The organism is Natrialba magadii ATCC 43099, from assembly GCF_000025625.1.
GTDB classification, from domain to species: domain Archaea; phylum Halobacteriota; class Halobacteria; order Halobacteriales; family Natrialbaceae; genus Natrialba; species Natrialba magadii.
In genome coordinates, this window is the sequence record NC_013922.1 from 1,817,706 (window position 1) to 1,836,376 (window position 18,671).

18 protein-coding genes and 1 tRNA gene are annotated in these 18,671 nt (G+C 61.2%); 7 read left to right on the forward strand and 12 right to left on the reverse strand.

The window, feature by feature from the left end; translation table 11 throughout:
• Positions 1-53: 53 nt before the first annotated feature.
• The 8 genes from NMAG_RS08580 to NMAG_RS08615 all read right to left on the reverse strand — a co-directional run bounded on the left by NMAG_RS08580 (position 54) and on the right by NMAG_RS08615 (position 9,551).
• Positions 54-974, reverse strand: a complete 921-nt coding sequence (locus NMAG_RS08580; protein WP_004267652.1) for a nitrilase family protein — start codon at positions 972-974, stop codon at positions 54-56.
• Positions 974-2,983: an ABC transporter permease subunit gene (locus NMAG_RS08585; protein ID WP_004267651.1), complete on the reverse strand. Its 2,010-nt coding sequence runs from the start codon at positions 2,981-2,983 to the stop codon at positions 974-976. Before NMAG_RS08585 ends, NMAG_RS08580 begins: the two co-directional genes overlap by 1 nt.
• Complete coding sequence (locus NMAG_RS08590) at positions 2,984-4,096, reverse strand: ABC transporter ATP-binding protein (RefSeq protein ID WP_004267650.1); 1,113 nt, start codon at positions 4,094-4,096, stop codon at positions 2,984-2,986.
• Between the two features lie 26 nt (positions 4,097-4,122).
• Positions 4,123-5,226: an ABC transporter substrate-binding protein gene (locus tag NMAG_RS08595; RefSeq protein WP_012996573.1), complete on the reverse strand. Its 1,104-nt coding sequence runs from the start codon at positions 5,224-5,226 to the stop codon at positions 4,123-4,125.
• 186 nt (positions 5,227-5,412) lie between these two features.
• Entirely contained in the window at positions 5,413-6,411 is a 999-nt protein-coding gene (locus tag NMAG_RS08600; protein ID WP_004267648.1) for a DUF128 domain-containing protein, read from the reverse strand.
• Positions 6,412-6,421: 10 nt separating this feature from the next.
• Positions 6,422-7,822 (reverse strand): aspartate aminotransferase family protein, encoded by a 1,401-nt coding sequence (locus tag NMAG_RS08605; protein ID WP_004267647.1) that lies wholly within the window; start codon positions 7,820-7,822, stop codon positions 6,422-6,424.
• Positions 7,823-8,393: 571 nt separating this feature from the next.
• Positions 8,394-8,912: a metallophosphoesterase gene (locus tag NMAG_RS08610; RefSeq protein ID WP_004267646.1), complete on the reverse strand. Its 519-nt coding sequence runs from the start codon at positions 8,910-8,912 to the stop codon at positions 8,394-8,396.
• 222 nt (positions 8,913-9,134) lie between these two features.
• Entirely contained in the window at positions 9,135-9,551 is a 417-nt protein-coding gene (locus NMAG_RS08615) for a bactofilin family protein (RefSeq protein WP_012996575.1), read from the reverse strand.
• 400 nt (positions 9,552-9,951) lie between these two features.
• Here NMAG_RS08615 and NMAG_RS08620 point away from each other — a divergent pair, with 400 nt between their 5' ends.
• From NMAG_RS08620 to NMAG_RS08625, 3 genes are all read left to right on the forward strand, one after another.
• Entirely contained in the window at positions 9,952-10,428 is a 477-nt protein-coding gene (locus tag NMAG_RS08620; RefSeq protein ID WP_004267644.1) for an Lrp/AsnC family transcriptional regulator, read from the forward strand.
• 154 nt (positions 10,429-10,582) lie between these two features.
• Entirely contained in the window at positions 10,583-10,801 is a 219-nt protein-coding gene (locus NMAG_RS22760) for a HalOD1 output domain-containing protein (protein WP_394296889.1), read from the forward strand.
• Positions 10,802-10,875: 74 nt separating this feature from the next.
• Complete coding sequence (locus tag NMAG_RS08625; protein ID WP_004267643.1) at positions 10,876-11,298, forward strand: response regulator; 423 nt, start codon at positions 10,876-10,878, stop codon at positions 11,296-11,298.
• A gap of 228 nt (positions 11,299-11,526) precedes the next feature.
• Here the strand turns inward: NMAG_RS08625 and NMAG_RS08630 are convergent.
• Both NMAG_RS08630 and NMAG_RS08635 read right to left on the reverse strand, forming a co-directional pair.
• Positions 11,527-11,630: transfer RNA gene (locus NMAG_RS08630), tRNA-Arg, on the reverse strand.
• Between the two features lie 105 nt (positions 11,631-11,735).
• Entirely contained in the window at positions 11,736-12,185 is a 450-nt protein-coding gene (locus NMAG_RS08635) for a hypothetical protein (protein ID WP_004267642.1), read from the reverse strand.
• Between the two features lie 445 nt (positions 12,186-12,630).
• Here NMAG_RS08635 and NMAG_RS08640 point away from each other — a divergent pair, with 445 nt between their 5' ends.
• Together NMAG_RS08640 and NMAG_RS08645 are read left to right on the forward strand one after the other, a co-directional pair.
• Positions 12,631-13,287, forward strand: a complete 657-nt coding sequence (locus tag NMAG_RS08640) for an AAA family ATPase (protein ID WP_004267641.1) — start codon at positions 12,631-12,633, stop codon at positions 13,285-13,287.
• Positions 13,288-13,364: 77 nt separating this feature from the next.
• Complete coding sequence (locus tag NMAG_RS08645; protein WP_004267640.1) at positions 13,365-13,778, forward strand: RNA-binding domain-containing protein; 414 nt, start codon at positions 13,365-13,367, stop codon at positions 13,776-13,778.
• Between the two features lie 24 nt (positions 13,779-13,802).
• Here NMAG_RS08645 and NMAG_RS08650 read toward each other — a convergent pair whose 3' ends face one another.
• Positions 13,803-14,849 (reverse strand): hypothetical protein, encoded by a 1,047-nt coding sequence (locus tag NMAG_RS08650; RefSeq protein ID WP_004267639.1) that lies wholly within the window; start codon positions 14,847-14,849, stop codon positions 13,803-13,805.
• 238 nt (positions 14,850-15,087) lie between these two features.
• On the reverse strand, positions 15,088-16,482 hold the full coding sequence (locus NMAG_RS08655) for a signal recognition particle protein Srp54 (protein ID WP_004267638.1): 1,395 nt from the start codon (positions 16,480-16,482) through the stop codon (positions 15,088-15,090).
• Between the two features lie 230 nt (positions 16,483-16,712).
• Here NMAG_RS08655 and NMAG_RS08660 point away from each other — a divergent pair, with 230 nt between their 5' ends.
• Positions 16,713-16,976, forward strand: coding sequence for a type II toxin-antitoxin system HicB family antitoxin (locus NMAG_RS08660; RefSeq protein WP_004267637.1), 264 nt, complete (start codon positions 16,713-16,715; stop codon positions 16,974-16,976).
• 84 nt (positions 16,977-17,060) lie between these two features.
• Positions 17,061-18,647 (forward strand): dihydrolipoyl dehydrogenase, encoded by a 1,587-nt coding sequence (locus NMAG_RS08665; protein WP_004267636.1) that lies wholly within the window; start codon positions 17,061-17,063, stop codon positions 18,645-18,647.
• The last annotated feature ends 24 nt before the right edge of the window (positions 18,648-18,671 follow it).

Here is an 18,671-nt window from a genome sequence, read left to right on the forward strand (position 1 = left end):
CACGGCGACACGGGGTGCCTCTGAGTGGTCGTGGGTGTCGCCGCGATCGAGTGTTAGCAATCGTAGTGCTCGGGACGACGCGATGCGAGTGCGTCGTCGTACGGTGTGAGCTCCTTGTTGCGCGCTCGAGTGAGATCACACGCCGTCGTGAGCGCGTGCTCGCCGTCGACTGGTGCCGGGCCGGCGAGCGGGAGCCCGTTCGGGTCGAGGATAACGCTCTGGCCTTCGAACGTGACGCCGCGTTCTGTGCCTGCACGGTCTGCACAGGCCACGAAGACGCGGTTCGCGTTCGCGTGGGCGAGCGCCTGATGTGCGCCAATTGTCCAGCCACCGGGTCGGGTTCCGTCTGCGGGACCGGGTACCCAGTTGGTCGGGACGGCGACGAGGTCGACACCCGCTTTCGCCTGTGTCACCGTCAGTTCAGGAAACCAGAGATCATTGCAGATCTGGACGCCGAGTCGGCCAAACGGCGTGCCAACGACCGGTAGCTCGTCTCCGGCAGTGAACCAGCGATGTTCCTCGTTCCAGAGGTGGAGCTTTCGGTAGACGGCCTCGACGCCGTTCGGCGAGACGACGAGGGCGCTGTTGTAGTATCGACTGTTTGCGTCGGTTGTGTCTGTGTCTACGTCTGCGGCTTCAGGAAAGCCACCGACGATCCATGTGTCCGTCTCAGCCGCAACGTCAGCCCACGCGTCGGCGGTTGCGCCATCACGCGGTTCGGCCATCGTAGCGAGTTCGGATTCTGATTCGAAGACGTAGCCCGAGGTTGCGAGTTCGGGAAGGACGAGCAGATCGGCGTCCGCGTGCTCACGGACGAGTTCGACTGTGTGCTCGCGGTTGCGCTCGATTTCGCCGAACGCGGGTGTCGTCTGTGCGACGGCGATCCGCGCGTCGGTGGCGGCCGCCGGTGCGTCCGCGGCCGCCTCAGGCCGGATACTCGAGTCCGAATCCGAACCCGAACTCGCATCCGTCATTACTCCCAGATCCCTCCGGAGAATCGGTCAATCGCCGTCATCACGACAACAGTGAGGGCGATGAAGACTACACTGGCGGCCGCGATAGTCGGCGAGTAGCCGTACCGAAGCGAGTTGAAGATCTCGATTGGAATGGTGTTGACGAGGAACAGCGACAGCAGCCACGCGATGATGTACTCGTTCAACGAGAGGATGAACGCGAACAGCGCACCCGAGATCACGTTCGCCCGGATCAGCGGGTACGTGATGGTCCGTAGCGTTCGCAGCGACGACGCGCCGAGGTTCATCGCGGCCTCCTCGTAGGTCCGGTCGATCTCGTCTAACCCCTGTGAGATCAGGATGAACGGGAACGGCGCGTAGAAGATCCCGTGTGCGACGATGATACTCGTCCGCGAGCCGGCGATGCCGAGTTCGAGGAAGAACACCAGGAACGCGACCCCGATGATCACCGGCGGCACGAGGATCGGTAGCACGCCGAACGTTCCGTAGATGGAGCTCCACTTGTAGTCGAATCGGTCGAGAGCGAACGCGAGTCCGCCACCGATCGTCGTACTCAGAAGCGCTGCGGCCCCTGCGATGGCGAAGCTGTTGACCAAGGCCACCATCCACGATTCACTCGTGAAGAACTCGACGTACCACTGCAAGGAGAACCCACCCGGTGGGAACGTCAGGAACTGTTCAGGAGTGAACGAAACGGCGATGATGATCGCGAGCGGGACGGCGATAAACGCCATCGCAGCTGCGACGTACACACGGAACGTTACCCAGATCACCGACTCGCGGGTTTTCGCGTCGATGCGGGTGACGGCAGCGTCGATCACTGCGCCAAGCCGAGCGGCGGCGGCAGTGAGTCCGATCGCGGACGCGGCGTTCCCAAAGCCGCCGCGAACCTTCGCGAGCGGGCTGGTTCCCGTCGAGCCGGTCTGCTGAGAGCCGCCGTCGGTCGCGACCTCTTCGCTCCCACCGAGGCTTCCCGCGGTGACGTTCGTCAGGCGGATGAGCGCCCAGAGGAACACGATCACGACGAGGATCAGGCCGATACTCATCGCGGCGGCGAACGGGTAGTTACTCTCGCTCATGATCTGCTGTTCGATCAGCACCGGCAGCGTCCGTTCGGCGGAGCTACCGAGCAGTCGTGGGAGCACGTACGAACCCAGTGCGAGGATGAAGACGAGCGCCATCCCGCTCGTGATCCCGTTCTTCGAGAGGGGGAGCGTCACGCGACGGAACGTCTTCGCTGAGCCCGCACCGAGGTTCTTCGACGCCTCGAGTAGTTCGCCGTCGATGTTCCGGATGCTGCTGTAGAGCGTGAGGATCATGAACGGCAGGAAGACGTAGACCATGCCGACGACCAGTCCCCAGTAGCCCGGGTAGAACGACTGTGGCTCGGAGAGGATCCCGGTTGCGACACCGATCGAACTCAGGACACCGCCGGAGGCCAGAATAACCTGCCAGGCGTACGCGCGGATGACGTACGTCACCCACAGCGACGAGATGATCGTAATGAGCAGCAGGCTTCGCAGCCACGGTCGATCCATTCGCGCGAGATAGTACGCGATCGGATAGCCAAGCAGCAGCGAGAAGATGGCTGTCACGAGTGCCAGTTCGATCGTCAGCCACGTCTGGCTGAGGTAGAGCCCGGGCTCGATGAACGGCCAGGACGACGTGAAGTCGGCACTGACGAAGCGGAAGTAGTTCTCGAACGTGAAGCCGAATTCGTACTGTCCGCCGGGGATGTTCACCCAGAAGCTGAAGACGAACAGCAGACACAGCGGGATGAAGAAGATCGCGACGAGCCAAAACATCGGATACGACAGCGCGTACCACTTTGCTCTGGCTTTCAATCCTGCACGCCCGGAGTCGCCTCCGCTTTCGGCGTCGCTACTGGTCACTGTTCCGCCGTCTGGCGCGAGTTCGGGGCTGGTGCCAGCGGTAGCGGTAGCGTCAGTGTCAGCGCCAGTGTCGGTATCGGTATCGGTATCGGTATCGGTATCGGTATCGGAACCCATCTATGCCTCCACGAGTCGGCAGTCGTCGGCCGCGACGGAAACCGCCACTCGGTCTCCGGGGCCTCGTTTGTCCATCCCGCTTCGCCGAACAACGGTGATTTCGCGACCGCTGTCGGTTTCGAGATGGAATTCGACACTACTGCCGAGATGTCGTTTGAAGGTTATTTCGCCCTCAAAGACGGTCGTTCCGCCGGCGTTCGTGCCACCGTCTGCGCTGGCCACACCGGCGTTGCTGGCGGCACTGTCCTCGAACCGGAACCGCTCCGGACGGATGACAACCGAGGTATCGTCGCCAGCCGAGACGCCGTTCTGTGCCGCCGCCTGCAAGGAGACGTCGCCACAGTCGACCAGCGCGTAGCCGTTCTCGACCGCCGAGACGGTACCGTCGAAGATGTTCGCCGTCCCGAGGAAGTCCGCAACGAAGCGGGAATCAGGGTCGTTGTACACCTCTTCCGGTGGGCCAACCTGTTCGAACTGACCGTCGTTCATCACGGCCAGCCGGTCCGACATCGTCAGCGCCTCCTCCTGATTGTGCGTGACGAAGACGGTTGTGATGCCAATCTCCTGTTGAATGCGGCGCAGTTCGACCTGCATCTGCTCGCGCAGTTGCTTGTCGAGGCTCGCGAGCGGTTCGTCGAGCAACAGCGCCTTCGGTTGCGGTGCGAGCGCACGTGCGAGCGCGATTCGCTGCTGTTGCCCGCCGGAAAGCTGGTCCGGCATCCGGTCGCCGACGCCCGGCAATTCGACGAGGTCGAGCATTTCCTCGACGCGGGCGTCGATCTCCTCGGTGGTGTAGTCACCGTCAGCTTCCATCCCGTAGGCGATATTCTCGTGAATGGTCATGTGCGGGAACAGCGCGAAGTCCTGGAAGACCATCCCGGTGTCACGCTCGTACGGGGGTGCGTCGGTGACCTCGTTCCCGTCGATGTGGACACTCCCGTCAGTTGGCGTCTCGAACCCGGCGATCGTTCGGAGGGTCGTCGTCTTGCCACAGCCAGACGGGCCGACGAGTGTCACGAACTCGCCGCTCTCGATGTCGATATCGACACCTTTGACTGCGAGAACGCCGCCCGGATACCGCTTCTGTACTCCTGCAAGTGAAATTCCACTCATAAACAATTAGATCTGTTTCGATTGGCTTAGCCGATGATGAACTGTTCCCAGCGCTCACTAACCCAGTCCTCTTCCTCGACGTAGAGTTCGTACTTGGGCGTGATCGCTTCGTCCGGTCCTGGTCCGGCGACCTCCTCGTAGAAGTCGTCGTCGATCTCGGAGTACTCACGTTCGACCGTCGGACTCGTGTACAGTCCCTGTGCGAGTTCGTCCTGCACCGAGGGCTGACTCGCGTAGTCGATGAACTCGCGCGCCTCCTCCTTGAGGTCGGACGTCTCGAGTGTGACCCAGAGCCCGGAGTCGAGAATCGATCCTTCCTGGACGAAGTTCGACTGAACTGGCGCGCCGTCGTCCTGCATGACTCGCGTAATGTCACTGTAGAGCATGCCGGCCGGCACTTCGCCGTCTCGGAGACGCTGCTGGAACTCCGCTTCGTTCTCGTACCAGAAGTTCGCCTGATCCGTGACGCCCTCGAGTTCCTCGAACACTTCCTCGACGCCGTCGCGGTCGTCGAGAATGTCCTGGCCGTCGAAGTGCACTTCTGCGGTGACCTCGAGCAGGAACGAGTTCGACGCGTAGCCGAGCAGGCCGAGCGTATCTTCGTACTCGTCGTCCCAGAGCGCCTCCCAGGAATCGATTGGCTCCTCGATGACGTCCGTATTCTGGACGAGGTTGATGTACCACGACAGCGCACCGATACTCGAGATGCCGCCGTCGGCCTCACCGACGAGATCGTCGCTGATGTACTCGAGATTCTCGAACTCGTCGTCGTCCCAGATGTGCCACAGATCGGAGTTTAGTCCCTGAAGGACACCGGTCTGTGCCATGATCGCGACGTCGACTGGCGCATCGCCGGCACCAACGGCGTTCTCGTACTGCGTGAGCGCTTCCTCGGATGTTGGTTGTGCCTCTGACTCGACGCTGATGTCGGTTTCCTCTTCGAACGGAGCAAAGAGGTCCTCGTCCATAACGTCCTGGAACACACCGCCGTAGACCGCAACGGTCAGCGTGTCGTCCCCACCGTCGAGCATTCCTGTACAGCCTGCGAGCCCCCCGAGGGCGGCGACACTCCCCGCTGCCGCCGTCGATCGAAGGAACGTCCGTCTCCCGTGCGTGTTTTTTGCTGGCATACAATTGCCACCTACTCCACGTATCCTTGCTATCCCTACATAAAGCTTCCCACAGGCCGTGCTGACGTGTCTCTAAGCGACACTGTTGCCCACTGGCCCGTGTTATTTTAACTGACTTCCCAGCTGACGAGGCGATTCGATACTGTGTAGTCCAACTTCATTCGAGAGTAGACGGAAAACGTCAGTCTATTGTAAGTCTGCTCGATCGTGAACCCGTGCCAGCGTTTCCCACTCCGTCGCGATTCCCTCCTCGACGCAACGGGCGATGAGGCACTCAGAGAGACCGACACACGTCAGCGAGGCGAACGCCCAGCCCGGTTCATCCCACGGGAACGGGCCGGGTTCGCGCGGCCGCCGCACGTCGATCACACCGCCGAGTTGGCGGCGAGTGGCGACTGCGAGCTCGTGTGCGCGGTCGTACTTTGCGAGCGGAAACTCACGATTGTCGGCGACCAGAAGCCCTGGCTCGCCCGCAAGCGCCGAGCCGACCGTCGTACGACGTGCCTCGATCAGCAGCGATACCATGTCGACAGTCGCTCGCTCGTCTCCGATCACGTCGGTGAACCGCCTGATCGCACCGCCGTGGGCGGCCGGCTCCGGATCGTCATAGGGGACGCTCTCCGGATCCGCGTGATACTCGACGACACCGGTCGTCTCGAGATCCGTGTCGATCCCCTCGTTGAGCAACACGCCATCGATCGTTACACTCGAGGGCGCGGCGATCTCGAGGAACTCCTCGCCGTCGCGCTCGACCGACTCGAGTGCTGTCGCGGCTGGTCCCAGCGGTGAGTCGTCGATCGCTGCGATAATCGACTCGACGTCTGACCGGTTCGTCGCCGGTACGGTAACGGTACCGACGACGACGTCTCCGTCGTCGGTCTCTGGGTTGTACGTCACGTGACTTGTCAGGTCTGCGAGTCGCTCGCGGACCTGTTCGACACGGCCACTGACGCCGCCGCGATCGAGCTCTGCGCGGCCGGCAACTGTCAGCCGCCTTCCTTTTCCACCTGCTTTCTCAGTTAATCCGCTCTCATCGAGGTCGGCGAGCGTGAGCCGGACCGTTCGCTCCGTGATCGAATAGCCGCGCTCGCGGAGATGGTCGGTCAGGTGAACGCTCCCGATCGGTTCGTGAGCCGCGAGCAAACGGAGGATGTCGTACGTTCGTCGATCCGGATCGCTCGTCATCGTTCGATACCTACTGTGCGGCGGATAAATGCGTGGCGAGATCCGCGAAGGAGTCGATGTGTGCATCGATCTCGTCGGTCGTGTGCTGGACGCTGATGGTCCACTGCTGAGAGGCGTCGTGGGGGTGTGGGATGACACCGCGGTTGAGCATCCCGAACCAGTAGGCTTCGTGGAGTTCCTCGTCGACGTGTTCCCAGTCGCGGAACGTTCGCACGCGCTCGTCCGTGAAGTACACCATTCCCTGTGATCCGACAGTGACGACGTAGCCATCGATATCGGCGTCGGCCATCACATCGCGATAGCCGTCCGCCAGGCGTTCGGAGAGCTCGGTGACGTGGTCGTACGCGTCGTCCGTGAGTATTTCCCGCAGCGTGACACCGACCGCGCGCAGCGAGAGCGGGTTCCCGTTGTAGGTGCCGTAGTGTGCCGCACCGGTCGCGACGCCCTTCTCGAGATCAGCCGCGACCAGTTCCATGAGTTCTCGCTTGCCACCGAACGCGCCGACGGGATAGCCGCCGCCGATCGCCTTCGCGAGCGCGACCAGATCCGGCTGGACGCCGTAGTACTCGGCCCCGCCGCCGGGTGCGATCTTCGCGCCGGTCTTGACTTCGTCGAAAATCAGGACGGCACCGAACTCGTCGGCCAGTTCGCGCAGCCGATGGAGGAAACCATCTTCCGGTTCGACGACGCCGAGATTGAAGCAGGCCGGTTCGACGAGAATGCCCGCAACCTCGTCCTCGTGGGCGCGAAGCAGTCGCTCGACGCTCGCTGCGTCGTTGTACTGTGCCAGGAGGATGTTCTCTGGGACAGACTCCGGGATTCCACGGGACTCCCTGATCGGCGTTGGATCGTCGGCCGGTCCGGCCTCGTCGAGTGGCGGCATCTTGCTCACGAGGGCTGGATCGTGTGCGCCGTGGTACGCGCCTTCCATCCGGATGATCTTCTCACGGCCGGTCGCTGCCCGCGCGAGGCGCATCGAGTGCATCACCGATTCGGTGCCGCTGTTCGTGAACCGGACCTGTTCGATCGCCTCCCAGCGGTCGAGTAGCGGCTGCGCTGCGAACTCGATGAGGTCACTCGGTCGCGTGTACAGCGTCCCGTCGTCGATCTGCTCTTTCGTCGCTTCGGACAGCGTCGGATGCGTGTGCCCGACGAGCTGGGTTCCGTTGTTCAGTGCGAAATCCAGGTACTCGTTCCCGTCCACGTCGTGAATCGTCGTCCCCGTCGCCCGCTCGGCGTGTACGGGATACGGATCGTACGCACGGTACGTGCTGCAAACGCCTGCGGGGACCAGTTCCCCCAGATCCTCGGCAAGCGCCGCTGAACCTGGTGTTTGCTCCTGGTACTGTTCGTGCTCGGTTGCGAGTAACTCCGCCGCCGACGTGTCGGATGGTCGTTCTGGCTCGGTCATCAAATCCCGGAAGTACACTTCCGGTTCTAGGGTCAACGATTCGCGTCTCAAATATAGCTTTCGGCGATGGGGCTCTCGTTCGCCGTCCTCCACGGTGTACTCGACACTGAACCCTTCAGCCACAGCTCAGCGGCCGATCAGCACCACTGTGAGGCGATCTTGTCTGTCACTAAAACCGCTTTTTCACCTTACGCTGCCTATAACTAACTACCGACCATTGGTGTACATGCGCCTCGATCACGCCGCCAACGGTTCGGCGTCGTGCACTCGAGGACGATCCGATCATCCCCCGACCACCGGTTGCCCCGCCCACATCTCGCCCGCTCCCCGCCTGGTCCCTCGCTGCCCGCCACCCCCTCCCCCTCCCCCCTCATCGACATCCCCCCATCAACCGCTCGCCACACCCGCTGGCGCAACTGCTGTCCTCCCTGTGTCTGTTCGTCGATCCACGTCGGGTTTGCGTCCGATCCGTCCACTCACTCCGCTATCCCACCGTAACACCACACCATCTTCCGGCGTTACGCAACCAGCAATTCGAGGCGAACGTGCATCGCTGTAGCCGCGGGCAGAATCACGCCGAGACGACGATTGACTCGAGTACCGTTCCGTCTGGCTGGCGCAGTTCCCCGGTGAGACTCACGTTCTCGTCGGCACGCTCCTCGAGAACGACGAACCCCGGCCGATTTCCGCGTGGCTGGGCGTGACTGCCGGGATTGAGCAGCAGACAGTCCTCGGTGTCGATTACCGTCGGTCGGTGGGTGTGTCCCGAAACGACGACGTCGGCATCTCGCGACCGACCGAACATCGTGAGCCCCATTTCGCCGCCGTCGCGGCGGTGGGTGACGGCGAACCGGACGCCGCCTGCCTCGACGACGCGCGCCGTCGGGAGTCGGTCACGAACCGCGGCGCTGTCTGCGTTGCCGTGCACGGCAAAGAGGGTGTTACACACAGCCTGAAACGACTCGAGTGCGGCCGTACTCGTGAAGTCACCGGCGTGGATGACAGTGTCCGCCTCACGCGCTGCGGTCAGCGCTTCGCCAGTCAGTTCGTGACCGCTCTCGCTGTGTGTGTCCGAGAAAATCGCAATCATAGCCGTCTCTTTGCCCGCGTGAGGGACGTTCCTTTCGACTCTGTCGGCGCACGTCACTCCGTTCCATTCTGTCACCTACCCCACTCATGGCACTCCGTTCGACCCTCCCAACCACTCTCCCTACTCATATCACTCGCCGTTCTCATACGGAACGGTATAGCGACTCACCAGTGCTCGCTCCGATGAGGTGGCGATCATCGGTACCGAACGACAACGGACCTATCAGTCAATTCTCGTCGCATCTCCAGTACCGTTTCCGGCGACGGTGGCACTCGAGTCGAGTTGCACGCTGGAAGCAGTGACGTTTCCGTCGACGTCGGTGTTTACCCCGAGGTGAACGGCATCGCCCGCGGTGAGATTCCCATCGACGCTCGCCCCCTCGACGAGCACAACGTATCGGCTTGCCTCGAGATTACCGTCGACGTGTGCATCTCCATCGAGTAACACGTCACCTCCCGCCTCGAGATTGCCGTCGATCTCGGTGGCACTGTCGAGCATCACGTGGGTAGCGACAGTGACGTTTCCGTCGACGTCAGCACCGCTCTCGAGAACCACTGCGCCGTCGGCGCGAAGGTTTCCGTCGAGGCCACCGTCGGCGGCGATCACGACGTCACCATCTGCTCGGACGTTCCCCCTCACGTTCGTCGACAACGGTTGCGGTCGACCGGTCGTCGATCGGCCCCGTCCCGTGTGGCCCCGACGCAACCAATTCGTCGACCGCGTCAGCTCCCTGCTGTTACGTGCTCGAATGGGAGTCTTGAGCCCTCGCGATGTAGCCTGCAAGACTCAGCGCGAGAACGCCACTGGAGACACAAACGAATTGTCGTCTCGTAGAATCGGCCGTCATTGTCGATGGCTCACTCCAGACAGACCTGTGTCTTGCCGCTCGATTCACTGCGTGAAAACTCACGCGTGGATCTGGATACCGGCCTTCACTCGAGTGAATGTGTGTCCCACGATCGAATTACCATCAGAGAGAGACTCTTGCCAGCAAATGTAGTGCCAACAGTCATTGAAGGTGGTACCGACTACTCCGTCCATGAGTTCCTACCAGCTAGATGAGGTAGACAAAGCTATCATTCATTTTCTCCAGAAAGATGCGCGGAATAACACAACGACCGAAATAGCTGCAGAGGTGGATGTGTCAGCCAGCACAGTCGGGAACCGTATCAACCAACTCGAAGATGAAGGTGTTATCGAGGGGTACAATCCAAATTTGAACTATGAACAGGCACAACTCCCACTTCACATCATGTTCGTTTGTAGCGCGCCAGTCGCTAAACAGACACAACTCGCCGAAGAGGCGCTTGACGTGTTCGGCGTTGTGAACGTACGAGAGATGCTATCCGGCACTCGCAATATACGAGTCGAGACGATCAGCAGGGAGTTCGACGAAATAGAACGGTCCGTTCAAGAACTGGATGCGCTTGGCCTCGAGATTGAAACCTCCGAGATCATTAAACAAGAGTACACACGTCCGTTCGACCATTTTGGATCTGACTTGCTTGAAGACTAGTTATCTCACCGGCATAGTTTACGTTCGAATTTCACAGAACCAAAGATGCGTGTGCTGAATTTCAGCTGTATGTTTCCACACCTCTTATGGCGGAACAAAGCATAGCGGCTATGTGAGTGAATCAGTCTCCGCAGAACCCACAAGCAATCCACCAGTGAGCACCAGAGTCATCACCGAAGTTGCTGCAGCGAAAGGAGAGTCTCCAATGGACATGCAGCCACCACCCTACGATGCAATTGACCCCAGTGCATTAAACGCCCTCTTCACCCATATTACAGCCTCGCAAAACGGCACAGTCACGTTCACATATAACGGCTGTACTGTCACCGTCACGAGCTCCGGGCAAGTAGCTGTTCAGCCTCCGACTGAGTAACGACCCAGAATGTCCAGGACTACATCTCCCGCTCCCCCCTCCCCCTTCTTTCCGAGTCCTATTGTGGAAGCATAATGTCTGTTGATATCCTGCTTATCGACGCAACTGACAACTCTCAACACATCCAGAAACTGCTCGCGGGAACAGAACGCACCACCGTCCACCTCGTTCAGACAGGGACTGAGGCACTCGAGTTCCTCACCCAGCGTGGGAGCTATTCAAACGCCGCCTCCCCAGAGCTAGTACTGTTGAACCCACAGCTGCCTGACGTCGACGGCTACGACCTCCTTCGAAACCTCAAAAATGAGCCAGAGTTGAGAGCAATACCCGTCATTATCCTCTCAGAATTCGACCGTGAAGAGGATATCATCGAATCCTACTCCCATCACGCAAACGCATATATCCATCTCCCAGACGACCCACATACCCTGGCAGAAACCATCACTGGCATCAAATCATTCTGGCTCGACATCGCACACCTCCCATCCCTGCAGTAACAAACACACGTGCGGTCCAGGCGTGAGATGCCCTGCGTCTTCCGCCATGCTTTGACATCCTCCACACGGCTGAAGCCGTGGGCTTTCGCCTGTACCTTCTGTAAATCCCTCCGTGAAAGAGCAACACGGGCACGATGGGATTCGAACCACTGTCGGAGCAAAGCTCCTCCCTGATCCGAACCCATCTCAGTGTACTGCTGTTGCTCACGAAGTGTTCGCAACAGCAAACGGGCACGATGGGATTCGAACCCACGACCATCGGATGTCTTCCCCCGTCGCAATCGCAACGAGGATAGAAGTCCGACGCTCTGTCCAGACTGAGCTACGTGCCCACGGTCGCCATCTGGTGGGTATTCGTCAGGCCAATTTATACCCTTTGACTGACTGGTACTGCAGCCGCGACAGAAAAAGCGATATGCCGTGTTCGTCAGTCGTGGTTACGCACCGTCGTCCGTGTCGGAGTCTGGGTCGTCTTCATCGTCGTCACCGCCTAGTTCATCATCCTCATCGTCGTCATCGCCGATTCCGTCCTCTTCGTCGTCACCAATTCCGTCCTCCGCATCATCGTCGCCGACTCCGTCCTCTTCGTCGTCATCACCGTTTTCCATCTCGTCATCGTCGCCGTTCTCGACACCGTCGTCCTCATCTTCATCTTCATCTTCATCTTCGTCTTCGTCTTCGTCTTCGTCTTCACCTACATCGTCATCTCCGTTCTCGTCGTCCAGACCATCGTCGTCACCCGGCCCGTCGTCGTCCGCTCCGATATCGCCGCCATCGTCATCGAGTTCGTCGTCCTCTTCATCGTCCATACAGCCCGCAACGGCCGCGATCATACCGACACCAGCAAGCTTCGTGAAGCGGCGTCGGTCAAGGTTCGGTGCTGTCATATCGGCACCTGGCCCGATGTGGGGGTGCCAGATAATGGCCCGCGTTCGTTCGAATCGTCACCCAGAATTCAGACGAATTACGAAAGTCCCAGATTTCGAAGCCGAACTGTTGCAAGCGCACCCATAGTTTCAGCACTGCAACTGCCACACACAGACATTAGTGTATATAATAAGATATCAGTAACCACTATTTGGCAAACATGCTCGTGAACAGACCGCTCAGCCAGTCATCGCAAGACCGCCACAACCTCCACAAGAGCAACACCGTAACTGAAAGATCCGTTCTAGCCACCTACACCCGTCCTAACACCGTTTCGTCGCGTGAAACGGCCGGTGATTGAATCCCCCTCCCCTCCACTCACCCCCTGCTCGACCACGCTCGACAACGCAGAATCCGCGACGGCGAACACAGCTCTTATGCACGTCTCGGCGGTAGGAGTTCTCGATGCACGTCATCGGAACGGTGGGACTCCCCGGAAGCGGCAAGGGAGAGGCCGCCACCGTCGCACGCGAAGATGGAATCCCGGTCGTGACGATGGGCGACGTCGTCCGCCAGGAGACCGCAGATCGCGGGCTCGACCCGACGAAGGACCATGGCACGGTCGCACAGGCGCTACGCGAGGAGAACGGGCCGGCAGCCATCGCCGAGCGCTCGCTCCCGATGATCGAGGACCGACTTGCGGATCACGAAACGGTGCTCGTCGACGGGATCCGCTCAGATGTCGAGGTCGACGTCTTCGAAGAACGATTTAGCGAGGCGTTTACGCTGGTCAGTATCGAGGCCCCCTTCGACGTTCGAGCCGAGCGGATCGATGCCCGCGGACGTGATGCGAGCGAAGCGAACGGTGGCGAAGGTCTGGCCGCCCGCGACGAGCGCGAGCGCGGCTTCGGGATGGACGACGCAATGGAGCATGCCGACGTCGTCGTCGAGAACACCGAGTCACTCGAGTCCTTCCACGAGCAAATACAGTCGATTATCCGCGACGGAGCGACTGCCGAGTCCGTGGACACGGACGAGTCTGAGTCTGAGTCTGAGTCAGAACGAGAGACCACCGCGAGCGAGAGCGAGAGCGAAGCAGAACCCGAAGAACCCCAACCGTAGGCGACTGTGTCCAGTCGCGACACGGACCAGCACCGTTAGACCCTAAGTCGTACCCACCGAATCCAGAGACAAGAGCTATGACCGATATCTACCGCGTCGACGTCGAAGCAACGGCACCGGTCTACGACACCGAGGTGACGAGTCGGGTTGCCGACGCCGTCGCCAACATCTTCCCGAACGCCGACCTCGAGGAGTCCTTCGGTGAGATCCACGCCGAGGCGCACTCGATGGACCACTTCTCAGAGTTGCTGCACAGACAGGAGATTCTCGACACCGCCCGCGGCGAGTTCTTCTCGACGCGCGAGGGCGACACGTTCTCGTTTGCGCTCAAGAAGCAGGCGGCCTTCGAGGATCGAATCAATTTCTCCGTCGGCGAACCGGACGAACTCGGCGAGATCAGCGTCCGCGTGCGCGTCGACGAACCGACGGTCGAGGAGTACATCGACCAGATTGCGCCGCCGACAGAAGACGGAAAGCCAGTCGATAGCTAATCGCTGCCTACCGGAGCCGACTGCTCACTCACTACACTCGCCAGCCGCCGCGAGCGCGTCTTCTGCCGCATCCTGGTGCTGGTGGGCCCCAGTAATATCTCGGTCGTCAGCCGCCGCTGCACTCGCTGCAAACTCCGCTGCAGCCGTCTGCAAGTTGACTCCCTGGCAGTGAGCCGTCTCGAACGCAGTCGCGAGCTCGGCCGGCGCAGATTCACTCCCGTCCTCGATCGTTTCGGTTCCCGCTTCGAACGACGACTTCGCGTCGAGAAATGCCGTCTCGGCCGCGCCGTACTCGTCGTCCGCGAAGTACTCGCGTCCTGCTTCGAGGTCGTCGTAACCCACGAGCAACTCGTCGTAGCCGGCGACCAGCACCGCCTGGGAACCGAGGACGGACTCGAGTGCCTCGAACCCGTCGACCAGTTGTGCACGGTCGACGGTCGGCAGCGATTCGTAGCGTGCGTCGTCGAAGCCGTCGACTGTCTGCGTAGCGGTTTCGAGGAGGTCCTGTGCCTCGGAGATGTGTCCGGATCGACCCGAGAGGGTGTCGCGGGCGTCGTCAAGGTCGTCAGTAGCTGCGTCGCCCGTCGTCCCCTCGTCGTCTGGGTTCACATCGAACGCAGCGCTCACCTCCTCAATCTCGCGCTCGAGTTCGTCGTCGGTCACGGTTGCGGTGACCGAGACGAGTCCCTCGAGTACGTCGGCATAGTCGCGGACGAGGTCGACGTCTGCCTGCCGGTCGGACTCGAGTTCACTCGCCGCAGTGTCGAGCAATGAGCGAGCGGACTCGAGTCGCTCCGAGTGTGGAGTGGGGTCGAATTCGGTGTCTGCGGACGTGTTGTCGGTGGTGGTGGTGGAACCGTCTGTAGTGTCGCTGGCGGCACCGGAGTCGGTGTGTGCACTGAGTTCGATCGCGGTTTCGTTCAGTCGGCCGATAGCGCGATCGAGTGCGCGGTGGCCGGTTCGGTCCGTGACAGTGACATCGGTCTCGTCGCTGGAGATGGTATCGAGGCAGCCCGAGAGTGCGACGAGGCCGACACCACCGAGTTGCGCGAGGTGCTGGCGTCGATTCATTACGTCGAGAATGTGAGTGGAGCTGTAAGAACGTGCTGGTAGACATGTTAGTTCTGGCGATTATCGACAGACCTCCAGAGTGGCGGTAGCACTGACTGATTACCCGGGGTACGACAGCCACAGTGAATTGTAGTTATTGACTGTTATGAAAGGGAGGAAGCGAACGGGAGGGAATAGGAGAGGCGATGCGGAAGAGAAAGAGAACAGCGACAGAGCAGAGCGAGCAACGTAGCGGGAATCAGAACGGGCCGAGGCCGCCCATACCACCGCCACCGCCACCGCCGCCACCCTGTTGCATCTGCTTCATCATGCGCTGCATCTCCTGTTCAGAGCCCATGCCCTGGAACTGCTTGATGGTCTTCTCCATCATCTTGTACTGCTGAAGGAGTTCGCGGACCTGTTCCTCGCTCGTCCCGGAGCCGCGAGCGATGCGCTCGATCTGACTCGCGCCGATTGCCTTCGGATATTCTTTCTCGGCGTCAGTCATCGAATCCATGATGACGCTGAAGCTGTGCATCCGCTCCTGGGTGACGTCCATCGCGTCGTCAGGAAGCTGGTCCTTGATCCCGCCGCCGAAACCAGGGATCATGTCCATCACCTGATCGAGCGGCCCCATGTTGTTCATCGCCTCCATCTGCTTTTGCATGTCGTTCAGGGTGAACTGTCCCTGAAGCATGTCTTCGGGGTCCCAGTCGTCGTCCTCGATCTGGGTCTGCTCCATCGCGCGCTCGACTCGCTCTGCGAGCTGTCCGAGGTCACCCATGCCGAGTAGCCGGGAGATGAAGCTGTCCGGCTCGAAGCGCTCGACGTCCTGGACCTCCTCACCGGTTCCGAGGAAGGCAATCGAACTGTCGGTCTGGTCGACCGCAGTAAGGGCACCACCACCCTTCGCGGTACCATCCAGTTTCGTGATGACGACGCCGTCGATACCGATCGACTCGTCGAACTGCTGGGCCTGCTCCTTGGCTCCCTGTCCGATCGCTGCGTCGAGGACGAGCAGCGACGTGTCGGGCTCGACAACGCCCTCGATCTGCTCGATCTCGGCGATCAGGTCGTCCTCGAGTGCGTGGCGGCCAGCCGTGTCCACGATGTGGACGTCGGCTTCGCTCGTCGCCTCGAGCCCCTTCCGTGCGATTTCGACTGGGTCGTCGTTGTCCGGGTTCCCGTAGAAGTCGACCTCGGCGCGGCCGGCCATCTCCTTGGCCTGATCGTACGCACCGGGTCGGAACGTGTCCGTCTGGATGATCGCCGGCCGAAGTCCCTTCGTCGAGAACCACCAGGCCATCTTGGCCGAGGAGGTCGTCTTCCCCGACCCCTGCAGTCCCGCAAGCAGAATGGTCTGTTCCTCGAGTGGCAGTTCCGTCGAGTCGCCGATGAGGCCGACGAGTTCCTCGTAGACAATACGGAGGACGAAGTCCCGCGCCGGCGTCCCGGCCGGGGGTTCCTCCTCGAGTGCACGCTCTTTGATGTTGTCCGACAGCTCCATCACGAGCGAGACGTCAACGTCGGCGGAGAGCAAGGAGCGCTGGATCTCCTTGACGATCTCCTCGACGTCCTCCTCACTAATTCGTGACTTCCCGCGGAGCTTATCGAGACTGCCCCGCAGAGAACTCCCGAGATCGTCGAGTACCATTTGCAGGATGTACGGGGCGTGGTCGTTAAAGCCTTTTTCTCGTGGACCTGGCGGGCAGGAATCGGACGAGAGGCCGATTCCGGGTCGTGAGCATCGGTTGTCGAGTGTGAGTGTATGTCTCAGTTCAGAAATGCAATCGGAGAACCGCAACGGCGGGACCACAGGAGCGCATCGCAGCGCGTCGCAGCGCGTCGGTGAGTATTTCACTCGCGCGGTGGCAAGGTTGAGGTATGCCTTCGGATGCAGATTCCGACGCCGATGCCGACACTCACACCGAACGCGAACTCACCGTCGACCTCTCGGCGTACGACGAACTCCGCGACGAGACCGTCACCCTCCGTGTCAACGAGAACGGCCTCTACATTGCCGACCACGAGGAGACCGGCGTCTCGAGTCAAGGCCAGTCCGAAGAGATCGCAATTGGGAATCTCCAGGAAGCCGTCAGTACGTACAGAGACGGCCAATCGGACGATACTGGCGACGACTGGCTGTGAGATTCGCCGCCGCAGGGACGTGTTCGAACCAGACCAGCCAGCGCATCCCCTCGTTTTACGCCGACAGTCGTTGTCGGTTCTCCGATGACCGGATTCGACGCTGGCGAGCGCACTGACGGTTCCAGCGAACGCACCACTTGTACTACCGCTGCCGCAGACGGCGGCATCGACGAATACGACCTCGTCGTCCTCGGTGGCGGCTCCGGCAGCCAGGTCGCAACCGCCGCCGTCGACGAGGGCCACACCGCCGCAGTCGTCGAACCCGGCCCGCTCGGCGGTGCCTGCGTCACCCGCGGCTGCATCCCCTCGAAGGCGCTCATCCACCGCGCCGACATCGTCGACGAACTGCACCGTGCGGCCGAATTCGGCGTCCACGCCGACCTCCAGGAGATCGAATTCGGCGAGTTCACCGCGGCGATCCACGACACCGTCTACGAGAAAGCTGACAACCAGGAATCGTCGCTCGACGACACCGACGGCCTCACCCGCTACCACGGAACGGGACGGTTCGTCGACGACCGAACGATTGTTGTCGAATCCGACGACGAGAACGCGTCACAATCAGACTCGAGTACACCGTCCCAAATCCGCGGCGACACAATCATCATCGCCGTCGGCGGCCGCCCCGTTATACCGCCGATCGGCGGCGTCGAGGACGTCGACTACCTCACGAGCGAGGACGCGCTCTTTCTGGACGAACAGCCAGATTCTCTCGTCATCGTCGGCGGCGGCTACATCGGCGCGGAACTGGGCTACTTCTTCGGCGCGCTCGGCACCGAGGTCTCGCTCGTCGGCCGCAGCGAGCAGTTAGTCCCCCGCGAGGACGACGACGTGAGCGAGGTTGTGACGGACGCACTCGAGTCTCACTGCGAGCTCTACACGGGGTACGAGGCGGCGGCGGTCGAGGAAACGGACGACGGAATCGTTGTGACGGCCGAGCCGAGCGATGACGGCGGGAGCGGCGACGAAGGGGACGACAGTGGAGAGAACGACAACGAAGAGAACAGCGACGAATCGGTCGAACTCGAAGCCGAACGACTCCTGTTCGCCACGGGCCGACGGCCGAACACCGACAGCCTCGACCTCGAGAAAACCGGCGTCGAGACGGACGACTCGGGCCACATCGAGGTGGACGAGCAACTGGCGACGACTGCTGACGACATCTGGGCGCTGGGCGACGTTCTCGCCAACGAACCCTACAAGCACGCGGCAGACTACGAAACCCGGATCGTCACCGCGAACGTGCTCGACGATGCCGGCGAGGAGGTCGACTACCACGCGATGCCGCACGCGATTTTCACGTCGCCGCAGGTCGCGAGCGTGGGACAAACTGAAGGGGCGCTCGAAGAGCGGGGACTCGAGTACCAGTCAGCAAACATCCCGTTCGGGACCGCGCCGCTGGGGATGATCCTCGACGCCGACGGCTTCGTCAAGGTGCTGGCCTCACCTGAGGGAGAGATTCTGGGCTGCCATATCGTCGGCCCGCATGCGTCGACGCTGATTCAGGAGGTGGTCACCGCGATGGACAGTGGGTCAGGAATGGTCGAGGACGTTGCGGAGCCGGTGCACGTGCACCCGGCGCTGTCGGAGGTGGTCTACGCGGCGTTCGACGAGTTGTCCTCGCGAGAGTATTCGACGGCACCGGATTGGCGGGATGTCAGCGGCGCCTGAGTTGCGAAAATGGAACGACAGCGG